15 protein-coding genes are annotated in these 21,636 nt (G+C 42.9%); 2 read left to right on the forward strand and 13 right to left on the reverse strand.

What is annotated here, in order from left to right; translation table 11 throughout:
- Positions 1-887: 887 nt before the first annotated feature.
- From ABID99_RS15740 to ABID99_RS15750, 3 genes are all read right to left on the reverse strand, one after another.
- Complete coding sequence (locus tag ABID99_RS15740) at positions 888-3,197, reverse strand: GH92 family glycosyl hydrolase (RefSeq protein WP_373614289.1); 2,310 nt, start codon at positions 3,195-3,197, stop codon at positions 888-890.
- Between the two features lie 143 nt (positions 3,198-3,340).
- The gene (locus ABID99_RS15745) at positions 3,341-4,012 is read right to left on the reverse strand and encodes a basic secretory protein-like protein (protein ID WP_090526159.1); all 672 of its coding nucleotides are present in this window, start codon (positions 4,010-4,012) and stop codon (positions 3,341-3,343) included.
- Between the two features lie 338 nt (positions 4,013-4,350).
- On the reverse strand, positions 4,351-5,382 hold the full coding sequence (locus ABID99_RS15750) for a LacI family DNA-binding transcriptional regulator (protein WP_373614290.1): 1,032 nt from the start codon (positions 5,380-5,382) through the stop codon (positions 4,351-4,353).
- Positions 5,383-5,779: 397 nt separating this feature from the next.
- On the opposite strand from ABID99_RS15750, the gene ABID99_RS15755 reads away from it, so the two are divergent.
- Both ABID99_RS15755 and ABID99_RS15760 read left to right on the forward strand, forming a co-directional pair.
- Entirely contained in the window at positions 5,780-7,108 is a 1,329-nt protein-coding gene (locus ABID99_RS15755; RefSeq protein ID WP_090524233.1) for an APC family permease, read from the forward strand.
- 2 nt (positions 7,109-7,110) lie between these two features.
- The gene (locus tag ABID99_RS15760; RefSeq protein ID WP_373614291.1) at positions 7,111-8,268 is read left to right on the forward strand and encodes a PLP-dependent aspartate aminotransferase family protein; all 1,158 of its coding nucleotides are present in this window, start codon (positions 7,111-7,113) and stop codon (positions 8,266-8,268) included.
- A 57-nt stretch (positions 8,269-8,325) separates the two neighbouring features.
- Here ABID99_RS15760 and ABID99_RS15765 read toward each other — a convergent pair whose 3' ends face one another.
- The 10 genes from ABID99_RS15765 to ABID99_RS15810 all read right to left on the reverse strand — a co-directional run bounded on the left by ABID99_RS15765 (position 8,326) and on the right by ABID99_RS15810 (position 21,634).
- Entirely contained in the window at positions 8,326-8,928 is a 603-nt protein-coding gene (locus tag ABID99_RS15765) for a hypothetical protein (RefSeq protein WP_373614292.1), read from the reverse strand.
- A gap of 150 nt (positions 8,929-9,078) precedes the next feature.
- Entirely contained in the window at positions 9,079-10,470 is a 1,392-nt protein-coding gene (locus ABID99_RS15770) for an outer membrane beta-barrel protein (RefSeq protein ID WP_373614293.1), read from the reverse strand.
- Between the two features lie 364 nt (positions 10,471-10,834).
- Positions 10,835-12,175 carry a sigma-54-dependent transcriptional regulator gene (locus ABID99_RS15775; protein ID WP_373614294.1) on the reverse strand — a complete coding sequence of 447 codons (1,341 nt, stop codon included), beginning with the start codon at positions 12,173-12,175 and terminating at the stop codon, positions 10,835-10,837.
- Complete coding sequence (locus ABID99_RS15780) at positions 12,150-13,322, reverse strand: M20/M25/M40 family metallo-hydrolase (RefSeq protein ID WP_373614295.1); 1,173 nt, start codon at positions 13,320-13,322, stop codon at positions 12,150-12,152. The genes ABID99_RS15775 and ABID99_RS15780 overlap by 26 nt, the downstream gene beginning before the upstream one ends.
- A gap of 6 nt (positions 13,323-13,328) precedes the next feature.
- Positions 13,329-13,874, reverse strand: coding sequence for an N-acetyltransferase (locus tag ABID99_RS15785; protein ID WP_090524217.1), 546 nt, complete (start codon positions 13,872-13,874; stop codon positions 13,329-13,331).
- A 208-nt stretch (positions 13,875-14,082) separates the two neighbouring features.
- Positions 14,083-14,265, reverse strand: coding sequence for a hypothetical protein (locus ABID99_RS15790; RefSeq protein ID WP_373614297.1), 183 nt, complete (start codon positions 14,263-14,265; stop codon positions 14,083-14,085).
- Positions 14,266-14,795: 530 nt separating this feature from the next.
- Positions 14,796-16,745, reverse strand: a complete 1,950-nt coding sequence (locus ABID99_RS15795) for a sigma 54-interacting transcriptional regulator (protein ID WP_373614298.1) — start codon at positions 16,743-16,745, stop codon at positions 14,796-14,798.
- A gap of 3 nt (positions 16,746-16,748) precedes the next feature.
- Positions 16,749-19,061: a histidine kinase dimerization/phosphoacceptor domain -containing protein gene (locus ABID99_RS15800; RefSeq protein WP_373614299.1), complete on the reverse strand. Its 2,313-nt coding sequence runs from the start codon at positions 19,059-19,061 to the stop codon at positions 16,749-16,751.
- A 289-nt stretch (positions 19,062-19,350) separates the two neighbouring features.
- Complete coding sequence (locus tag ABID99_RS15805; RefSeq protein ID WP_373614300.1) at positions 19,351-20,712, reverse strand: ATP-binding protein; 1,362 nt, start codon at positions 20,710-20,712, stop codon at positions 19,351-19,353.
- Positions 20,681-21,634, reverse strand: a complete 954-nt coding sequence (locus ABID99_RS15810; protein ID WP_373614301.1) for a DUF4157 domain-containing protein — start codon at positions 21,632-21,634, stop codon at positions 20,681-20,683. Before ABID99_RS15810 ends, ABID99_RS15805 begins: the two co-directional genes overlap by 32 nt.
- Positions 21,635-21,636: the final 2 nt, after the last annotated feature.

The raw sequence follows: 21,636 nt of genomic DNA on the forward strand, positions 1-21,636 counted from the left end.
CGATTTGGGACGTTAGGGTCGCCGGTTCGAACCCGGCCGCTGGTAACCGCGGTAGCTCAGTTGGTTAGAGCATAATGCAGAAGATTTGTTGACCATTGCCCTTATTTTTTTAAATGAACAACAGGTTAAAGTGCCGTAAATAAGTATTACTTCGCTTTTAACCCCAGGGTCGCCGGTAAAAATCCGGCCTTTAGCCGCAAGCTAAAGTAGCTCAGACAGTTTGGAGCATGGGACGACTGAACCACTTGTTAGCCATTGCCTTTGGCCTGTTGTTCATAAATTTCTTTTACCTAAACCTGTTGCAATCAGGAATAAAGATGCCGTTGGTAAGCGTTACTTCGCCTGTCAAGCCAAGCGCTACCATTCATCGCTCTTTACTCCCTGATTTTAAACAAAAAAACTTCACCCTTCGGGGGTAAGTAATGAAAGATGCCGTAAGTGGGTGCTACTTCGATGGTTGAAAACATGTAGCAATACATGAGTGCCGGTTCGAATCCGGAATACACCTGCTACCTGTAGCTCTTTCATTTTTTTTAACTTTTAATATTAAAAACAATGATTGAAACTATACAACAAAAGTTTCTTGAATTAGAGCAAACTAAAAAAAGCTATCTTATTGCAAATAAGAGCTGAATTTTATGAAAACAGCCAACTATAGCTCACTGCCATATTACATGTAAAAGCTGTTTAAAACATGGAAGCACGACGATCCCGGTTTGCAAAGCCGCTTTGTAGAGTTTGGCATTGCTTCGTGCTCAGTAATAACGTTTCTTTGGCATGTTGCAATCGTGAGCTATCCTCCAATAAAGTCAACTACAAAAGGGCCTTCCAATGCGGAAAGCCCTTTTTTAACTCCGAAATCGGAAATCCGAAATCAAAACCAATCTCTATTTATGCTTGGCGCCCATGTAAAAAGTAATCTCACCTCCGTTCATGATCTCATCATGGCTAATGAATAGCTTATCAAGCGGTTTGCCATTCAGTGCCATCTTTTGCACATAAACATTTTTGGCACTTTGATTTTTTACATTGATGGTAAACTTTTTACCATTATCCAAATTAATAATCGCATGGTCAATAGCCGGACTACCGGTTGAATATTGATCTGAACCCGGAGCAACCGGGTAAAAACCAAGTGAGGTGAATATGTACCAGGCGCTCATCTGGCCTGTATCATCATTGCCTCCTAAACCATCGGGGGTTGGCTTGTACATCATTGGTAAAATCATGCGTACGCGTTCCTGCGTTTTCCAAGGTTTATCGGTCCAGTTGTACAAGTAGGCTACGTGGTGCGATGGCTCGTTGCCGTGCACGTAGTTACCGATAATACCGTCGCGGGTAATATCCTCTGTTTCGGCAAAATATTTATCGGGCAAGTTCATGGTAAACAATGAATCCAGGTAACGTACAAAGCGCTTATCACCGCCCATCAGTTTGATCAGGCTTTCAGGATCCTGAGGCGCAAATAGCGTATAGTTCCAGCTGTTACCTTCAATAAAACCTTCGTTAATGGTGCTCAACGGGTCAAACTTAGTCCTGAATGAACCATTGGCCAGTTTTGGGCGCATGAAACCTATTGAGGCGTCATAAACGTTTTTATAGTTTTCTGAACGCTTGACAAACTCCTCGTAGATATCGTTTCTGTTTAGTTTTTTTGCAAGCTGAGCAATTGCCCAGTCGTCAAAGGCATACTCCAGGGTTGAAGATACAGACACACCACTTTTCTCATCAGAGATGTATCCTTTATCCATATACTCACCAATACCTTCATAATCGCGGTGGCGGGCGGTGGTAACGCAGGCATCAAGCGCTTTATTAGCATCAAAATTCACATTACCTTTTATTACAGCATCGGCAATTACAGCAACGCTGTGGTAACCGCTCATACACCAGTTTTCGTTACCGGAGTTTGACCATACCGGCAGCATATGCTCCGGACTTTGATCAAAATGGGCCAGCATCGACTGGATCATATCCGCGTTACGTTTCGGCTCAATGATATTGAACAGCGGGTGTAATGCCCTGTAAGTATCCCAAAGCGAAAATGTAGTGTAATTGGTAAAACCATCAGCCTTATGTACATTTTGATCAAGGCCTTTGTATTGACCATCAGCATCCATGTACAACGTAGGATTGATCATGGTATGGTACATGGAGGTATAGAAATTTTGTTTGGTTTCCTTACTTCCGGCTATCTCAATTTTATGCAGTTCCTGTTCCCAAAGCTGCTGACCATCGTTTTTCACCTTATCAAAGTCCCAACCCGGTGCTTCGGTACGCATGTTATTTAGCGCGCCGTCCATACTTACGGGAGATATGGCAAACTTAATTTTGATCTTCTCCCCTTCTTCTGTTTTAAAGTCAAAGTAGCTGCGGATCTGCCTGCCGGCAATTTCAGGAAAGTTTTTGGTTTGATTGAATTTACCCCAGAAACCGCCGTACACCTCGCGTTTATCGTACTTTTTATACCCATGTTGATAAAAAGGTTTTGAAAAACTCATAGCGAAGTACAAAGTACGTGTGCGGGCCCAGCCATTGGTTTGGCGGTAGCCTACAACTGTTGAATCGTTAACTACTTTAAGATAAGTCCATACATTTTTGTCGGGGTAGTTATAGATCCCGGCCATCAGGTCGAGTATAATGTGCGACTGATCCGACTTAGGGAAAGTATATTGATGAAAACCAACCCTTGCTGTGGTAGTTAGCTCGGCAGTAATATTATTAGCGTCAAGTTTTACTTTATAATAGTTGGCCCCGCTAACCTCATTCTGATGCGAAAATGCCGAACGGTAGCCGCTGCCGGGCTTATCGGCCACACCCGGATTAAGTTTCAAAGCCCCAACGGTTGGCATAATTAAAAAGTCGCCCAAATCTGAGTGACCGGTACCGCTGAAGTGGGTATGACTAAAGCCTACTATCGTTTTATCGTCATACTGATATCCTGCACAATATTTGTATACATCAGGATTGTAGTGACCGTCTTTTTCGTAGCTGGCAGTGTCCGTTTCAGGGCTTAACTGTACCATACCAAACGGCACCGTTGCCCCCGGATAAGTATGCCCCATGCGCTGTGTACCTATAATAGGGTTAATATAATCAACCAGCTTTTCTGTTTTGGTTTGAGCCTGGCTATAAACGGCCGAACCTATTAATAATGCTGTAAGTATTCTTCTCATTGTAATCTTAAGTATATTCATTGTTTCCTCTCATATATGAGGAAATTCTGCGTCGCGGCCCCTGGCCTTGTAACCTCTTTTTAACAAAGCAACTAATTTATGTAAAGCAGCCCGCTAAATATGGGAGTACGTGGTATTTGTTACAGATACCTGTAACAAACGGTTTAAACCGCGGGATTTGAAGCGTAAGCGGCCCACAACTCATCCACTGTTTTACCGGTAAGGGTTTTCCAGCTATCGTTGGTGAAAGTATGTTCACGCAGTTGCTTATCAAGTATTTTTACCAGATCGGGCTTTGCGTTTTTTTCCGCCCAAAGCAAAAAGCGTGCAGTTACACGGTAAGCATTATCATAATTTTGGGTCGATTTAAATGCGGGTAATGCCCATTTGGCCCCGGCGTTGTCAACACCAAATTTAAAACGGGCATAATCGGCAATCCCCTCGGTTAACCAGCCGGGGCCGTCGCTGTTGCCATAAGCCTGCACAATATGCATTACTTCGTGAGTAACCACGTCAATATCGCCGGGATGTTTGGTCATGTATTTCGCGCTGAATACTACGGTATCATTTCCGGTAGCAGCTACGCCGTCATAAGCGGTATCGATAACAAACGTTACTTTTTTAGATGTTTTTTTGTTGTACTCCTTTGAAAGTTTTGGATACACTTCAAAAAAGGTTTTGATCAGCCTGTCTTTCAAATCTGTGCTAAATGCAGCATCCTTACTGATAAAAGTTACCTGGTAGCCTTTTTGTTTAAAAACTTCCTGCGCATTGGCATTCAAACCCATGAACAAGCCCGAAATTAAGAATAGTGAGAAAATAAATATTTTTTTCATGAATAGTTTTGGTTTTTGCGATTGATAATGATAAACCATCCAAATATAGATAAAACGTTTTATCATTAAAACATATTCCTCTGTAATATTATTAATAGTTTCCTTTCAATTTGTTCAAAAACAAACGCCTGTTGCTCTTCAAACAACAGGCGTTTTTTAATTAAACAATATTATCAAAAAAGAACTATGAAGCAGTTGAACTATGGTGGAGTTAGCCCCCTACTACCCCAACCGGTTCTAACTAACCAGGTGAGCAGCATCAGTGTTCAAAGCTAATTAAATAAAACGTTTTACCAAATGATTTTTAAGGATATCCGTGCACCAATACTAAACTATTGTCACGCTGTGGCCTTCGACAGGGTTGATCCCCGCTCAATCAGTTTCGACGGGATTTTCAGATCAATTTTTGAAGCATCAAGTTTATGGGTGTTGATCTGCGCCATTAAAATATCAATTGCCGATTTTGCAATATCGTAAGTAGGTTGTTGTATGGTAGTGATACCCGGTGGGTATAAGCTAAACACTTCATTATCATCAAAACTTATCACCGCCAAATCATCGGGGATACTAAGCTTAAGATCTTTGATGGCCTGCAAACCCATGGTACCCAAATAATTGGTGGTAAAGAAAACAGCATCCATTTGTTTTTGCTTTTCAATAAATGCTTTAACAGCCTCAACCCCGTCATTCTTGTCCATATCAAAGGGAACCTTTAAAACCATCTTACTGCTATCTTTCAGGTTATTATCTTTTAAAGCAGCTTTGTAGCCCAGGCTCCGGTCGTTTAGCTGGATCAGCCCGAGGTCGGCAGTCACCATCCCGATATTTTTATATCCCGATCGTACAAAACAATCAACCGCGTTGTAGGCGCTTGTATAATTATCAACCAGCACATGAGGGATGCTTGTCCCGGGGAAATATCCGTCAATAAGCACTACAGGTTTTTCATTATCAACCAGGTTCTGGATATCTTTTTCCAGCCCCCTCATCGGGGTAATAATATAACCATCAACCAGTTGCTGGCTTAGCATCCTGATCATATCCTTACCTTTTTGCAAGTTATTGTTGGTGCTGCAATAAATAATACGATAGCCGTCTTTTTCAGCCTCCTCTTCAATAACCTTTGCCATCTCTCCAAAAAACGGCCCGCCAATGCTCTCCACTATCAGCCCGATAACTTTTGAAACACCCGTACGCAAACCAACCGCCATACGATTAGGTTCATAACCATTTTTTTGGGCCACATCCAATATCTTCTTACTGATCTCTTTGCTGATACGGCCCTTACCATTTAAAACAAATGAAACAGTAGTTATTGACGTATCGGTAAGTTTGGCTATATCCTTAATGGATATCTTTTTTTTCATCATCGTTTTTTAAATTCAGGTTTAAGGTTTAGTATGCCCTGCATCTTAAAGTCTTATCAATTTTTATGTTAAACCGGTAATTAGTCAAACAGATATCTGTTAAAATTTAACTTTTTGCTTTATTTCAATCAAACCCGGCAAGTTAATTTTGCTAATTGCCAATATTTTAACCTTGTAATATAAACATTTAAAACCGGACTGGTAAATATAGCGTATGGCTTGCATTTTCGACCTTTTCAACAACAATTTATTGCAAAACAGTTATAAACTTTCATTAAGATCATTAAAAAATCAAAATAGAAGACCTGTGTATAAAAGCTTTCATCGTATCAATTGCTGACAAATTAATGCTAAATTTAGATTTTGTGTTTTCCCTGATTAATTGGTATTTTAAAATTTCATGAGTATAACCCCGAAACTCAACCGCTTTGATCTTTCAATGATTGTTGTGAGCCTCGTAATAGGCATGGGCATTTTTGCAGCACCGGCAGAAGTAGCAAAAAACTCAAGCACACCTCTTTTGTATTTCGGAGCCTGGCTGCTTGGGGGAGCAGTAAGCCTGTGCGGGGCGCTCACCTTTGCCGAAATTGGTGCCCGCTACCCTACCACAGGCGGTTTCTACAAAGTGTTTTCATATTGCTTCCACCCTGCTTTTGCTTTTATGATTAACTGGGTGTTGGTGATCAGCAACGCTGCTTCGGTAGCTGCCGTAGCATTGATAGGCGCGGAATACATTAACCCCATTATTATGCCACAAAGCCTGCAAAACGATGCGGGCATCAAAATCATGACCATTACTTCCGTGGTTGTTTTATATATTATCAACTACCTGGGCATTAAAATGAGTGCCCGTACTCAAAACGTACTTACGCTTTTTAAAATAGGCATGATCCTGATTTTGTGTGCGGCAGTATTTAAAGGTAACATCAATGCTACCAAAGAAGTTATCGCATATCATAATAATAACAATATAAGCGCGTTCGGAATAAGTTTGGTAGCTGTATTTTTTACCTATGGCGGTTATCAGCAAACTATAAATTTTGGAGGCGATATTATAAACCCGAAGATCAATATCCCCAAGGCTATATTTTTTGGAATAGCTACCGTGATATCATTATACATGCTTATCAACTTTGCCTATTATTCGGTTTTAGGTATCAGCGGGCTACAGCATAAAACTACGTTAGCGGCAACCCTTGCAGGGGTTTTGTTTGGTGCTGCGGGATATAAAATAGTATCGCTGCTTATGTTTGTTTCGGTACTGGCTTTCGTTAACGTTAATATTATGGCCAACCCGCGTGTTTATTACGCCATGGCCGAAGATGGTATATTACCTGCCCGCTTTAAACGTGTAAACAGCCAAACCCAGGTACAGGAGTTTGGATTGAGCTTTTTTGTTGGCGCGGTGCTCATTATCCTGTTTTTTGCCAATTCGTTTCAAAACATATTAAATTATGTAATGTTTTTTGACACCATTGGCCTCTCAACTGCAGCTATAACGATCTTCGTTTTACGGCGCAAAACCAAACATCTCAATAATACAGGCATCTATATCATGAAATGGTACCCTGTTATACCTGTCATATTTATTACAACCTATTGGTTTGTTACTATCAGCATTTTTATTGAAAACCCACAGGCTGCTTTAATATGCATCTGTGCTTTTATTGCCGGCCTTATTATCTACTATATCACAAAACGAAGCCAAAAACCTAACACTATACTTTAATTATGGATTTGTCATTTATTTTAAATGAGCTTGGGGAGGAAAGAGAGAACTACTTTAACGCCGTTTCGCCGCCAATTATGCAATCAAGCAATTTCTGTTTTAAAGACGTTGCAGCACTTAGGGGGGCAATGAATGATGAATTTGAAAGCAGCCTGTACTCAAGGGGACAAAATCCCACACTCACTATACTCAGGAAAAAACTCGCCGCGTTAGATGGCGCGGAAGACGCCCTGCTGTTCAGCAGCGGTATCAGTGCTATAAGTGTCCCCATTTTATCGCTGTTAAAATCCGGTGATCATATTATTGCCGTGGATAACCTGTACAGTTGGACAATTAAATTATTTAAAGACTTTTTACCCAAATTTGGCATTACAACCACATTTATTGACGGAACAGTTTTTGAAAATTTTGAACAAGCTGCAACTCCGCAAACCCGCTTAATTTACCTCGAAAGCCCTAATACATTTTGTTATGCCTTACAGGACATCAGAAAAGTGACCGGCTTTGCCAAATCAAGGGGCATCACAACCATGATTGATAACAGCTACTGTAGTCCCCTTTATCAGCAGCCCATATCAATGGGGGTTGATCTTGTGGCGCAATCAGCAACAAAATATATCGGCGGCCATTCGGATGTTGTGGCAGGTGTGCTTACCGGCAGCAAGGCTATGCTTAAAAAAATCTTTGAGCACGAGTTCATGAATACCGGTCCGGCGCTGTCGCCCCATTCGGCATGGCTGCTTTTGCGGGGATTAAGAACGCTCCCGCTCCGGCTGCAACGCAGTTTTGAAAGTACCAGACTCATTACAGAATGGCTTGCCTCCCATCCGGCTGTACAGGAGGTGATCTGGCCTTTTAGTCCCAAATTCAATCAGGCCGATTTAGTTAGCCAACAAATGCAGGGCTGCGGGGGCCTGTTTAGCCTTATATTAAAAAACAGCACATTCGGCAAAATCGAAAAGTTTTGTAATAGCCTGCAGCATATCCTGCTTGCTGTTTCCTGGGGAGGTCATGAAAGCCTTGTTGTGCCGGCCATCGCTTCTTTTAGTGAGGATGAGTATTCGGCCGATAACGACCATCATCAATTAATCCGGATGTATATTGGTTTGGAAGATCCATATTATTTGATAGCGGATATCAAACAAGCTTTAGAAAAGTAAACAGTCCCGGCTCCGCGCCGGGATTACTGTTTGGTTTTGAAATCAATTTTAATTATTTTATAGAGACGCATGCTGAATACCCTTTGCATGCTGATGTTCAAAATACAGGTATTTGATCTGATACCCTTTGTTAATACTATCATAAGCCATCAGATCAGCATCGCCGTGAAAGTAATTGCGGATGCTATACCTGAAATCATTTTGGTCAGGGAAACTCTTGTACACATTTGCTACAGTTAAGTTTAAAACAGGCGTTGCTATAGCGGCACTGAAGAAATACTTTTCGTAGCGGGCATAGCCTTTTCCTTGCGGTATTATTTGTGCATGTGTATAAAGCGGAAAACCGGCTGTGTCAAGTATCTCATATGCTTCATTTTGATAAAACCTGTAATTTTTACCTCCGTCGCGGTAGCCAAAAACATTGCCCTTTAACAGACTGATCTTTTTACTTCCGGCTTTAACGCTGATGTGCTTTCCTCCAAAAAAATCATTGATTTTTAGTTTTTCACCAGCTTCGGGCACATAGCTTAGCCTGCCGGCTTTGTAATCCTGTACAGTTAAATAAATACCTGCGTTTGCATTTGTGTTTTGTGCCACAAGTCGGTTCGCCTGTATACTTATCATCATTGTGATGATGATCATTTTAATTGAATTTTTCATTTTGTTTACTATTTAATCTTAAAATTAAGGGCATAAAAAAGCCGGGCGGCAAAACCCGGCCTCCAACCTTTACTAAACCTAGCCCTGCAATCCAAACGGGATAAGTTATCGCGGTTTTAAAGTACGTTTATGTTACACGCCTCTTTGCGCTTAAAAACGCACCAATAAGGCAGCTATAAATCTTGTTTCAGAATTCACCAAATCGGGGACAAAATTAGTACCGCCAAGTGGTGTAGTATTATAACCATCAGGAGATGTAACGCCACCATGACCGGCAAAGTAAGGAACATCGGCATGGCGGTGTACCACTTCCATCCTGAAAGTCAGGTAATCGTTAGGCATCAGATCCACGGTAGTTGAATAGTCATAAGCATGGAACTTATCGCCGGGATTAGCCGAGAACGGATGTGTACCAACTGCACCTGTGCCCACTGCCGGGATGGGGTTGGCATCGCCCGTTGGGTAAAGCACCAGGTAACGGCCGGGGTTGTTCATCACACCACCACCTACTGTCCAGCCTAAATGGCCGTTAGCCATTACCATACGGTGATAAAACATGGCGCTGGCAAAGTATTGGGCCGGCCCTTTAACAGGATCGGATTTGAAACCGTTAACGCCATCGCCTTTTTCATCGCCAAGGTCGCCTGTTATAGAGAAGGCCGCACTGTTTACGAAAGTGTTTTTATTTTTGTAATAACGTACCTCCACGCTGTTATCAGTATGGAAGCGCTTACGACCCGGTTTATCCTGGGTATCGGCACCATAATAGTTATTACTTAGCACCTGAAGCCATTCTTTAGGGCGCCAAAGAACCTGACCACCAATGCCTGGCCTGCTGTTAAACATCCCGTATGATTGCCAGCCGTTAATCAGCCAAGGCTCAATTTTCAGTTTGTCCGATACAAAGATCTGCACACGCACACCGTTAAAAAACCATGGCGTATTATCACTGGTGAAGGATGGCTGGTAAGCCCAGTTTTCGGCATTATAGTACGAGAACAAACCTACGTACGACATGAACAAACCTGCATCAACGTTGATACCGTTCAACACATTAAAATGGTAACCGGCGTTGGCTTCGCTCAGGTAGCGGTAAGCTGTTGAAAGATCAAACTGTCCGCGGGTAACACTGAAGTCGTTACGGGGCACTACAGTTGATCGCGTACCAAATTGGGTAAGTACGCTGGCACGCACGTTATCATAATGAAAATCTCCGCCGAAAGCTACCGTCGAGATCTCAAACTCATGGTCACGCGCCAGAGCGGTTGAACCAACCACGGTATGGTCTATCGGGTTATTGTTTGAAGCGGTATAGTTAAAATCAAGCAGGAAACGACCGGTAAAGTATTTAGTATCGAGCAGGGCTTTATGACGGCGGTCGTTGCCGTTAAGCCAGGTAAAATCGCCAAAGGCAAATGGTTCGGGTTTAGTTTTTACGGTGTCTTTAATTGTGGTGCTATCTGGTAATGATGCAGCGTTTGCCTGGGCATAGGCTAAAAGTAAAGTAAGGCCTAAAGCAATAAATAAGAGAAGTTTTTTCATTTTTTGTATGAGATTATTTGTTCGCGGCCGGAGCGGGTTGCAGTGTTTTAGTTTTAATTGCTCTTGCCTGCGTTAATTATGGCACGCCTGCCAATTGCTATACCAAAGCGGCTGCAATATTTTCCGCCGATTTGATTATCAGCTCTTTATTAGTTTTTGTTTTATATTTTGGTTGGGGATAGTTGAATGTTCTGTTTCATTTTGAGAAGGCGGTTTTCTCATGGTGATTAGATAAGAGTTCGTAGTCTCTGAAGTGTAATATCAAACTAGTGGGTCCTGTCACCCTGAGCTTGTCGAAGGGTCGTGGGCAGAGGCCTGCCCACTATGCTTCGATAAACTCAGCATGACATCCTCTCTTTGTTAATCAATTCATAATAATATGATACTCTTCAATTTTACGGTACAGGGTGGCTAAACCAATTCCAAGCACCCTTGCAGCTTCTGATTTATTGCCTTTCACATATTTCAGGACCCTGCGGATGTGGTGGCGTTCTACGCTATCCAAATCAAGTGCTACAAGGTCATAATAACCACCGTTATGAAATTCGTTGGGGAGTAGCTTAGGAGTGAGTATAGGTTCGTCCATCAGGATGATAACCCGCTCAATTACATTTTTAAGTTCGCGGATATTGCCGTTCCACTTATGCTGGTTGAGCAGTTTAAAAAAGTTCTCGTCCACATCAGGCTGCTTTTTCTTAACTTTGGCCGAATACAGTTTGATAAAGTGCCGTGCCAGCACCTCAATATCACCTATCCTATCCCGCAGGGGCGGCAGTACTATAGAAAAGCCGGAAAGGCGATAAAACAGATCGAGTCTGAAGTGCCCGTCTTCCGATTCCTTTTGCAAATCGCGATTGGTGGCTGCAATGAGACGTACGTTCACTTTAATGGTTCGGGTTTCGCCTATTTTAATGAAAGTACCGTTTTCTAATACCCGCAACAGTTTGGCCTGTAGGTCATGGCTCATTTCGCCAAGTTCATCCAGGAAAATAGTACCACCATTGGCTTCTTCAAACAAGCCTTTCTTGTCTTTGAGCGCACCGGTAAATGCCCCGGCCTTGTAACCAAACAATTCACTTTCCAATAACTCTTTGCTAAAAGCACTGCAGTTAACGGCAACAAAAGGCTTGTCTTTACGCAGGCTTTCATAATGGATGGCTTCGGCAAATACTTCCTTGCCTGTGCCGGTTTCGCCTAAAAGCAAAACGGTGGCATCAGTGCAGGCTACTTTTTTTGCCAGTTCAACCGCCTCCAGTATCGCCGGCGATTGCCCTAACACTATAGGGAAACCATGTTGGGCTTCAACCTCATTTTGCAGCTCGTTAATGTGATATTGCAGGTTGGCTTTATCAAGCGCTTTACTTACCAGCGGAATGATCCTATCGTTATCATCGCCTTTGGTTATATAATCAAAGGCTCCGTTTTTAATAGCCAGCACCCCGTCGCTGATGGTACCAAAGGCCGTTAGGTTGATGATTTCGATGTAGGGCTTTATTTGTTTGATGCGCTGCACCAGTTCAACGCCATTGGCATCGGGCAGTTTCACATCGCTCAGCACCACCCTCACATCCTGGCGCTCAATGATCCGCAGACCAGCTTTGGCATTTGGTGCCTGAATTACGTGATAACCTTCCAGCACCAGGATCCGGGCCATCAGTTCGCTCAGCTTAACTTCGTCATCAATTATTAATATGCCTGATTTCATTTTTGTATTTGTTTGGATTATTGATGAGCATCAGCGGTAGTGTTTCCAGCAACCTCACATATAAGCTGATCCCCTTCTTGATCTCTTCGAGGTAAATAAATTCATCGGCCGAATGTGAGCGGGCCGAATCACCGGGACCAATCTTTACCGAAGGGATGGATAACCAGGCCTGATCAGATGTGGTAGGCGAGATATAAGTTTTGCAGCCAACAGCTATTCCCGTTTTAACTATAGGATGCTCAGGAGATACCGATGACGCGGCTAATGAACCGGCGCGTGGACTTACCTGGCAGGATACATTACGTTTGATGATATCAACAATTTCATGCTGTGAAAATGAATCGTCATGCCTGATATCAACAGTGAACTCGCAGCGGCCGGGCACAATGTTATGTTGCGAACCTGCCTTAATCGTGGTTACCGTCATTTTTACGGGTGCAATACCTTTTAATTGTTGCGGAAACTGGTAAAGGCTAAACCATTCCAGATCACGCAGGCATTTGTGAATGGCATTATCGCCCTCTTCGCGCGCGGCGTGACCGGGGCGGCCATTGCTTACGCAATCAATAACCAAATTGCCTTTTTCGGCAATGGCCATCTGCAATAAAGTAGGCTCACCAACTATAGCCAGCTCGCAATTGCCCAGCAGGGGCAGGATTGATTTAATGCCATTTTCGCCGGAGTTCTCCTCTTCAGCAGTAATGGCGAGGCATAAATTAAAACCCAGGCCCTGATAGCAATAAAAATGCAGGAAAGCAGCAATTAACGATACCACACAACCACCCGCATCATTACTCCCCAGGCCATAAAGTTTCCCTTCGCTTATTTCCGGACAAAACGGGTCTTTTGTGTAAGCTTCGTTTGGCACAACCGTATCCATATGAGAGTTAAGCAATATTGTCGCTTTAGTTTCATCGTAGTATTTATTAAAGCACCAGATATTGTTTCCCTGCCGTTTCACCTTTACCGAATACCCAAGCAAATGCTGTTGTATAGTATCGGCAACCGCACATTCATCGCCGCTAAACGACGATATTCTGATCATGTGCTGCAGCAGCACAACTGATTCGCTAAAAAAATGCGGGTTTAAAGGCATGATATGCCCCACCAGAGAGGTGACGGGCTGCTCATTCAATGTTTTTATCATAACTGATTAGTTTAGTTGGGGGTCGAATAACATGGCCGTACACAGGCAATTGCAGCGATTTTTACTTTGCAGCACATCGTAGTTTACACAGCTTTTGCAGGCATCCCAAAAACGAGGTTCACCTGCTACTTCGGCATAGGTTACGGGCTCAAAGCCAAGACGGGTATTCATTTTCATGATGGCCAAACCAGATGTGATACTGAATATTTTGGCGGTTGGGTATTTACTGCGCGAAAGGTTAAAAATACGGTTCTTAATTTCAGACGCCACACCCTGGTTACGGCGTTGCGGTGATACGATGAGCCCGCTGTTGGATACAAATTTCCCATCGTCCCAGGTTTCGATGTAGGAGAAACCTACCCATTCGCCATTTTCAGTTACGGCCATTATAGCTTTGCCAGTATCGATTTTTTCTATTACTGAGGCGGCCGATCTTTTGGAAATACCCGAGCCTCTTGCTATGGCCGAACTTTCCATTTCCCTGATAATTTCGTCGGCGAACACTACATCGGCCGGAATAGCCGGCCTTACAATAATTCGTTCATCTTCCATTTTATATGTTTATTTCAGCTATCAGCACGGATTTGTTGAATAACTGTACATACCCCAATGCCAAAAGAATGCCCGTTGTGGCACGCTTGTACCATTTATAGGTTTAAGCCGTGTAAATGAAGATTTTAATCTTTGGCGGGTAGTTAGGGCATAAAAAAAGCCTATCAAAATGAAAGGCTTCTATTTTCAAAACAAGATATTTCGATAATTATTGAACCGGCTGATGGTATTCAGGGCTGTTTTTGAAATGCTCAAGGTAGCCATCGGCATTTACTGCCAATCCACTCATTTCAGTTTTTGGGGTTCCTTTTTTCTTTTTAGGGCCGGTAATTGAAACAATGATGACTGCTATTAAAGCGGTAATTTTAAGTATAATATAAAATGCTGCCATGACTTTTTAACTTAATGATAAAAGCCGGCAACAAACTAAACATATGCCAAAAGCTAATAAAAGCCCTTAAAATACGCACACTGCACCAAAGCGGCCATGAGCAGCCACCGCCTTCCTATCATTTTGGGATATATAAATTATCAAAATGATAAAGTATTGAAAGCAGGCCGATATTATTAAAGAGGTGTGTAAATTAAATGACTGATCGGTCAAAAACTTTACAATCTCTTAAGCGGCAGCAGGGGTGTGTTTCTGCGGTAGATTTATCAAAGCAGAAACACACCCCTCTCCCCTCTAAGGCGGGGAATCGCCCATTTCTTCACACTTCAATCCCTTAAGTTAATGGCCAGCGGGGGGGTAACAGAGTTAACAGAAATCGCAAAAATATAACACATATGCTTAATAATCAATAAATTAAATAAGAGACAGGGTTACCTCTCAAAGCAGTCTCCCGGCGAGAAAGTTTGCTTTAAGTCTGCACCAATCAAAACAAGCTTGAAATCAATAAGTTACTATAAAATATAGCAGCCCTACTCCCACTTTTTGATCCCCAGCTTTTGCATTTTTGAATGCAGGGTTGATGGCGGCAAACCTAATTTAGATGCGGCCCCGTCCTTGCCGCTTATTTTACCATTGCACCGTTTCAAAACCTCCAAAATATGGTCGCGGGCGTGTTCATCAATGGTTTTCAATCTGTCGGTTGCTATATCGGCAAAGGCAGGGCTTTCCTTTTTTCCCTGCAGCTTGGGCAGGTAAGCATCTTTTATTACCGGGCCATCCGTTAACAGGATACTGCGTTCAATAAAATGTTCCAGCTCGCGCACGTTGCCCGGCCAGTGGTATTCAAGCAGTTGGGCCATTACGTTTGCTGAGATCCCCGTTACCGCTTTACCGATCTTTTGCGCGTATCGTGCCAGGAAATGATTAGCCAATACCGGAATATCATCTTTACGTTCCCTTAAAGGTGGAATGATGATTGGGAACACAAACAGCCTGTAATATAAGTCGAGCCTGAAGCGGCCTTCTTCAACTTCTTTTTCAAGGTTGCGGTTAGTAGCCGCAACTATGCGTACGTTGATCTTCACCGGGCCCCTGCCGCCAATGCGTTCAATTTCCTGCTCCTGTAATACGCGTAACAGCTTCACCTGTAGCTCGGCCGGCATTTCGCCTATCTCATCCAGGAAAATAGTACCGCCATCGGCCAGTTCAAATTTGCCCGTACGTTTTTCCACAGCCCCGGTGAAAGCACCTTTTTCGTGCCCGAACAGTTCGGACTCAATCAGGGTAGCCGGCATGGAGGCACAGTTTACCACTACCAAAGGCTTGTTTTTACGGGGCGACAGATAGTGGATACTCTTGGCTATCTGCTCCTTACCGGTACCGCTTTCGCCTAAAACCAATACCGATGTATCAAGCGGAGCCACTATACCAATGTGATCAAGTACGGTGAGCATCTGATGGCTTTTACCGATAATATCTTTAAAGCCTGCTGCTTTGTTTTTTTCACTCAATTGATTTTGGCCTAATCTATCAACTCTGGGTGGTGACGGCTCAGGCGCATCAAATGGGATGATCGCCTCCACCGTGGTCAGTAATGATCTGTGCAGCCGATCTAACAAGATCAAATGATCATTGGTATAACAATCGGTTTTGCGGCTGTAAAACGAAAAATGAATAACATCCCCACCAGACGAAAGCAAAGGCAATCCTAAAAACGATTGCATATTAAAAACCTGGGCAATAAGCTTTTTAACGGGAAACTGCGGCCAAATCTTAACAAAATTGCCGGCATTATAAAAATCAGCCTTGGTTATCCGCGGACTGTCATCCTGCATCTGGTTAAGTTGTTTTTTATTTGTTTTTGTGATGTTTACCAATTCATCCGGGCCTATAACCTGGTATTCATCAAATCCTGTACGCAAAAATGAAATAGCGTTGTCAGGAAAACCCGCACCATTTTTCATGGTAACAGTTAAATAATCAAACGGTACATGCGGCTGGATACTCATTGCTATTTTCAGCAATTTTTGTTTCCAGTTTATCGGTTCGGCAACAATATTTTTAAATACCTGTTCCAGGGCCTGCTCCTGGCGCAATTTGGATTCAATACTGTTTTGATGGCGATAAAATGCCACGTCAAGGGTTATCAGTAGTTCTTTTTCGCGGAATGGCTTTACCAAAAAACCATAGGGTTGCGTAGCCTTTGCCCGTTCCAGAATACTTTCCTGAAAATTAGCCGACAGGTATACAAATGCTATATTTTTTGAAGTAAGCACCTTGGCAAGGTCGATACCATTCAGGCTGCCCTTTAAAAATATATCAAGCAATACCATTTCAGGTTTTTGCTCCTCAATGATCTCGAGTGCTTCGGGTACAGAATCGGCAATGCCGCAAACTTTATAACCGGCACGGGTTAATATTAATTTCAGATCATACGCCACCAGCGACTCATCCTCAACTATTAATATCTTTTTGTTCATATTTTAATTAGCTGCAAAAGTTTTTCGTTCAATATTACTTAACATCTTCTCGGCCCTGAATTCCACGGTAATTATCGCGCCGCCGTAATTTTCTATTTTAAAATAACCGCCCAGTTGTTTGCTTAACGCTTTCATCATTTCCATTCCCAATGAGCTTGCTTTTTGGATGTCAAAATCAACAGGTAAGCCTATTCCATTATCGGCTATGGTGAGTATAATGGTTTCTTCGGCCAGCTGTAAGGCCACTTTTATTTCGCCCCGCTGCGCAGGGAAGGCATATTTTATGGCGTTTGTAATGGCCTCGTTTAGTATCAGGCCTACGGGTACGGCCTGGGCAACATCAAGCTTAACGGGCTGTATCATTTGCTCAAAACGAATTCCCCTGCCGCCAGGATCATAACAATCGGCAAGGTAATTGATCAGCTCATTAATATAAACCGACATATCGATATAAGCCACATCCGAATTACTGTACAGCTTTTGATGAATAAGCGCTATAGCCTGTACCCGGTTTTGACTTTCCCGGATTGCGGCAAGCGCCGCGTTGTTCTTCAAAAATGCCGATTGCGTATTAAGCAGGCTCATTACAATTTGCAGGTTGTTTTTTACCCGGTGATGCACTTCCTTTAACAGCCAGTCCTTTTCATCTAACAGACCATCCTTTTCGTTAAGCAGAATTTGCAACGATAGGTTCTGATTATTAATTTCCGTTTGTTTTAACTGTAATTGCTGATTGCTCCTTTGCTTGTGCCGGTAACCGTTAAATGCCAAACCAGCTATAATGATAAGCATGGCCACGCCGCCAAAAGTAATGTTACGCTGCATGTTTACCTTTTGCAGTTCGGCTTTTTGATTCTTACTCTGTTCCTGTAAAAACCTTATCGACTGCTTGTTTTCATTAGTCCTATATCTGATATCAAGCTCCTCTATCTGCTTGTTTTTGATGGCATTAAACAACGAGTCATCAAGGCGTTTATGGATCTCGAAATGTTCTATTGCAGCTACATAGTTGCCCGATGCAGAATCGACCCGAAACTGCATGCGATGGATCTTGGTGAGTGTGATAGGCCTGATGGTATTAGATGGCAGTGACAAGATCTGTTTTGTATAAATGCCAGCCTTTTTATATTGTTGAATAAGCAGGTAAAAGCCGGCCATGGTTTCGTTGTAATGAACAAAATCAGTAACCATTTGCTCGTTGGTGGTATAAAAGTCTTTACTAAAGTTAGTAACCTTATATACTTCCATCATTTTCAGATAGTATTGCTCGGCTTCCGGGTAATCTTTCAGGGCAACGTAGATATTACCAAATGCCTCATACATATCAACCTTTTGCGCCAGGATCTTCGGCGGTACATCTTTTACCGCCTGTTTCAAGTATGCCAGTGCTTCTTTAGGCCTTTTAGCTGTTATGAAATCATAAATAATGAGGCTCAGGTACCCATAAAAATCCTCGTACTGTTTTCTATGCTTTAATATCTCGGCCGATTTAAGGATGTAAATAAGGCTTTGGTCGTACTTATCCAGGTCGGCATACACCAATGCAAGTTTAGCGTAATAAAAATCGGCCAAAGCCGTATCAGCCGTGGCGTTCATACTTTTTATTACCTCGTGGCGATATAAAAGCTCGTTATGCAGATCAACCTTTTGTTTGCTTATCTCGGCAAGGGAATGATAGGTATAATGAAGTTTTTTGTAACCTATTGCTTTGTATTGGGCCAGCACCTGGCGCAGTTCGGTTTCGGCCAGATCAAGTTTCTTTTGGCTAAGATGGATGTCGGCTATGTTTTTGTTCATATCAGCCTCATCCAGTTTATGGCCCGTTTGCTGAAATAAGGCCCGGGCCTGCTCATAACTATTTATTTTATCAGGAATGGCAACTGTATCGTCTATAGATATATTATCGCCTAAGCGGGCCAGGGTTTTACCTTCCTGGTACTGATCACCTGTTTTATGGTAATAACCAACTACTTCCATAAAAACAGCTTTACCCTGCTTCAGGTTGTGCTGCTTGAGATACGCCGCCCCTTTAAGCATCATAGCTTCGTTAAGCCACTTTGCCGAATGGATGGCAACACTCATTTGTATGGCTTTATTGAAAGCGGTGATGCCGCTATCCAACACCTCTTTGTGGTCGCCTTGCTTGTTGAGATAATAGCTACCTAATTGTATTTGCAGCTTAATAGTATTGGTGTCGGCTTTGTTTTTTTGGTTATCAAGCTTTAGTTTAATGGTAGCAATGTCCATCTTTTTTTGCCCGGAAACGCTTGGGGCAAAAATTAAAGCAATAAAACATGTCGCTATATATTTAAACATATACTTAGTATTTTATTGCCCCAGAGATAATTACCGACAAAACCATAACGAAGTCATCTCCTGTGAAAGTCACGGAATAGTGATAGGCGATGATTTGCTAAATTTATTCAATTTTATGCAAACGTCATCAATAAGCAGAAAGCTAAATTTTCTTTATTGCCGAGATAATCAGGATCCGGACCGGCATAAAAATCCCGAAGCCTGCTCAACCAGTCAATGTACAGATCATGGATTCGATTGTACAGATTATAGATAGCAGGGAAATTTCGGATTTATATCCCGGAGGTTCCTACCAAACCCGGTTCTCTTTAGTATACTCTCTTTCAATACCTTCCAATATTAGTTCAGAGGTTATGCGGCTTTCCTTGCGGGCCAGCATTTGCAGGCAGGCAAATTGTACTACATTCAAGATCCCGGAACCACTGAGCTCATATTTACGCGAGATCTGCTCAAGGTTAATGTGCCCGTTGAGGTTGGCTTTAGGCGGAAATGATTTTTGCCAGATAGTAAAGCGTTCATCAGCATTAGGCAGCGGGAAGTTAATAACCGACTGAAACCGGCGCATAAAGGCCTCATCAATGTTATTTTTAAAATTAGTTGCCAGTATTACCAGGCCATTATGCTGCTCCACACGCTGCAGCAGGTACGATGCTTCCTGGTTGGCATATTTATCGTGTGCATCTTTAACGTTAGTCCGTTTGCCAAAAAGCGCATCGGCTTCGTCAAAAAACAGGATCCAGTTTTTATTATCGGCCTTTTCAAATAGCTTGGAGAGATTCTTTTCTGTTTCGCCTATAAACTTGGATACGATCATTGACAGATCGATCCTGAAAACGGGCTTGCCTGTATACTTACCGAGCAGAGATGCAGTGAGCGTTTTGCCCGTTCCCGGCGGGCCGTGAAATAATGCCCGATAGCCTGGTTTCAGTTTCCGTTCCATGCCCCAGTCGGTCATTAATACCTGCTGGTAATTCACCCAGTTTTCCAGCTCGGCAATTTGCCTGCGGGTGGTATCGTTGAGTACAAGGTCATCCCAGTTATAGGTAGTTTCCAGGTGTTGTGCCGGAAAGTTCATACTTAGTTTGGGAATAGATTCGGTACCGCTGACCAGAAGTTCAACATATTCGGGCTGCAACACCAACCTTCCGGATAAGGCGGGCTCTCCTTCAGGCACGTCCTCCAGATGTAAAATATGCTGCTTTGCCAAATTACCGTGATGATGGAAAAGCTCCGCTATCTCCAACCTTTTTTCAATATCATCGCCTGCCAAAACAAAAACCGCTGTTTGGCCGGTCGGTAAAAAACTGCGCCCGTTACGACTCCTAACACCACCAATCTGCTGAAAATCGCCCGATTCACGCATGTAAGGCTGAATAATTTCATCAAAAAACTCAACCTGTAAATGAGGTACCAGGGCCATCATTAGTATAATAACCTCATTGCTGTTCAAGCCATGATCGTCAATTAATTTTTCGAGCACACTGCCATTTCGCTCCAACTGGGGCAGCAGCGGAGGCAAATAAGTTGCGTCGTTACCAAATACAGTTTGCAACCTGGCTTCAATACAACCAGCCGTATACTGCATCAGCGCTCTTAACTGTTTAATATTAGTATCCATTTTATTTACGCGGGCCGTTTTGCTGTACAACATGGGTTAATTCGTGCGCCAACAGGTTCATACCGGCTGTGCTTTCAGGGTCAAATTTGGCTGCGTTAAAATAAATATCGTTACCATGCGTAAACGCCTGTGCTTTTGAAAGGTTGCATAGCTCAACAGCCTGCTGCCCGGTGTGGATTTTCACCTGTTCAAAATTGGCGTTCATCTGATGCTCCAATTGCGTACGTACTTTGGCAGGTAAGGGACTACCTCCGCCTTTGCTCTCGTTCAGCAACCTGTCAAACTTTGCTTCCGGGGGTTCGGGCCTGCCTTCGGTTTTTTCCACACTGCCACCTTTTTCTTCCTTTTTTTGGGCAGCGGCCTTATCGTCTTTTTCTTCGCCTTTTTCTTTTTTCTGGGGCTTGCCTTCGTCCTTTTTATCTTCTTCGCCTTTTTTTTGCGGCTCCTTGTCTTTCTTGTCTTCTTCCTTCTTTTGCGGTTCTTTGTCCTTTTTCTCTTCCTCTTTTTTCTGAACGCCTTCCTTATCCTTTTTATCCTCCTCCTTTTTCTGCGGCTCTTTATCTTTTTTATCTTCTTCTTTCTTTTGAGTTGGTTTCTCTTCTTCTTTCTTTTCGTCTTTTTTCTGCGGCTTACCCTCTTCTTTCTCATCCTTCTGCTCTTTCTTTTGGGTTCCTTTAGCATCCTTTTCCTCATCAGCTCCTTTTTTCTGAACGCTCATTTGTCCCATTCGCTGCGATGAATTAGCAGTGGCCTGCTGTGCCATAGTCACCTTATGTGCTACCGCATCGGCCTCCTGTTCAAGGGCACTGTCCTGGTTGCCGTCAATCTTCCTCGCCTGGAAAAAGGCATCACTATCCTGCTTGCTTTTTTCGCGGCTGCCATTAAAAAACGGTTTCTCGGCTTTATCCGCCTGTTTCTGACTAAGCGGCTGGCGTGTATTTTGGATGTATTTCATAG

The sequence above is a fragment of the Mucilaginibacter sp. OAE612 genome, from assembly GCF_041806395.1.
Classification (GTDB): Bacteria; Bacteroidota; Bacteroidia; order Sphingobacteriales; family Sphingobacteriaceae; genus Mucilaginibacter; species Mucilaginibacter rubeus.

Excerpts from the sequence above, each read along its gene's own strand:
- ABID99_RS15770 (WP_373614293.1), bottom strand. The coding sequence starts at position 10,470 with ATGAAAAAACTTCTCTTATTTATTGCTTTAGGCCTTACTTTACTTTTA.
- ABID99_RS15805 (WP_373614300.1), bottom strand. The coding sequence starts at position 20,712 with ATGTTGTACAGCAAAACGGCCCGCGTAAATAAAATGGATACTAATATT.
- ABID99_RS15790 (WP_373614297.1), bottom strand. The coding sequence starts at position 14,265 with ATGGCAGCATTTTATATTATACTTAAAATTACCGCTTTAATAGCAGTC.
- ABID99_RS15760 (WP_373614291.1), top strand. The coding sequence starts at position 7,111 with ATGGATTTGTCATTTATTTTAAATGAGCTTGGGGAGGAAAGAGAGAAC.
- ABID99_RS15785 (WP_090524217.1), bottom strand. The coding sequence starts at position 13,874 with ATGGAAGATGAACGAATTATTGTAAGGCCGGCTATTCCGGCCGATGTA.
- ABID99_RS15750 (WP_373614290.1), bottom strand. The coding sequence starts at position 5,382 with ATGATGAAAAAAAAGATATCCATTAAGGATATAGCCAAACTTACCGAT.
- ABID99_RS15810 (WP_373614301.1), bottom strand. The coding sequence starts at position 21,634 with ATGAAATACATCCAAAATACACGCCAGCCGCTTAGTCAGAAACAGGCG.
- ABID99_RS15780 (WP_373614295.1), bottom strand. The coding sequence starts at position 13,322 with ATGATAAAAACATTGAATGAGCAGCCCGTCACCTCTCTGGTGGGGCAT.
- ABID99_RS15740 (WP_373614289.1), bottom strand. The coding sequence starts at position 3,197 with ATGAATATACTTAAGATTACAATGAGAAGAATACTTACAGCATTATTA.
- ABID99_RS15765 (WP_373614292.1), bottom strand. The coding sequence starts at position 8,928 with ATGAAAAATTCAATTAAAATGATCATCATCACAATGATGATAAGTATA.
- ABID99_RS15775 (WP_373614294.1), bottom strand. The coding sequence starts at position 12,175 with ATGAAATCAGGCATATTAATAATTGATGACGAAGTTAAGCTGAGCGAA.
- ABID99_RS15755 (WP_090524233.1), top strand. The coding sequence starts at position 5,780 with ATGAGTATAACCCCGAAACTCAACCGCTTTGATCTTTCAATGATTGTT.
- ABID99_RS15795 (WP_373614298.1), bottom strand. The coding sequence starts at position 16,745 with ATGAACAAAAAGATATTAATAGTTGAGGATGAGTCGCTGGTGGCGTAT.
- ABID99_RS15800 (WP_373614299.1), bottom strand. The coding sequence starts at position 19,061 with ATGTTTAAATATATAGCGACATGTTTTATTGCTTTAATTTTTGCCCCA.
- ABID99_RS15745 (WP_090526159.1), bottom strand. The coding sequence starts at position 4,012 with ATGAAAAAAATATTTATTTTCTCACTATTCTTAATTTCGGGCTTGTTC.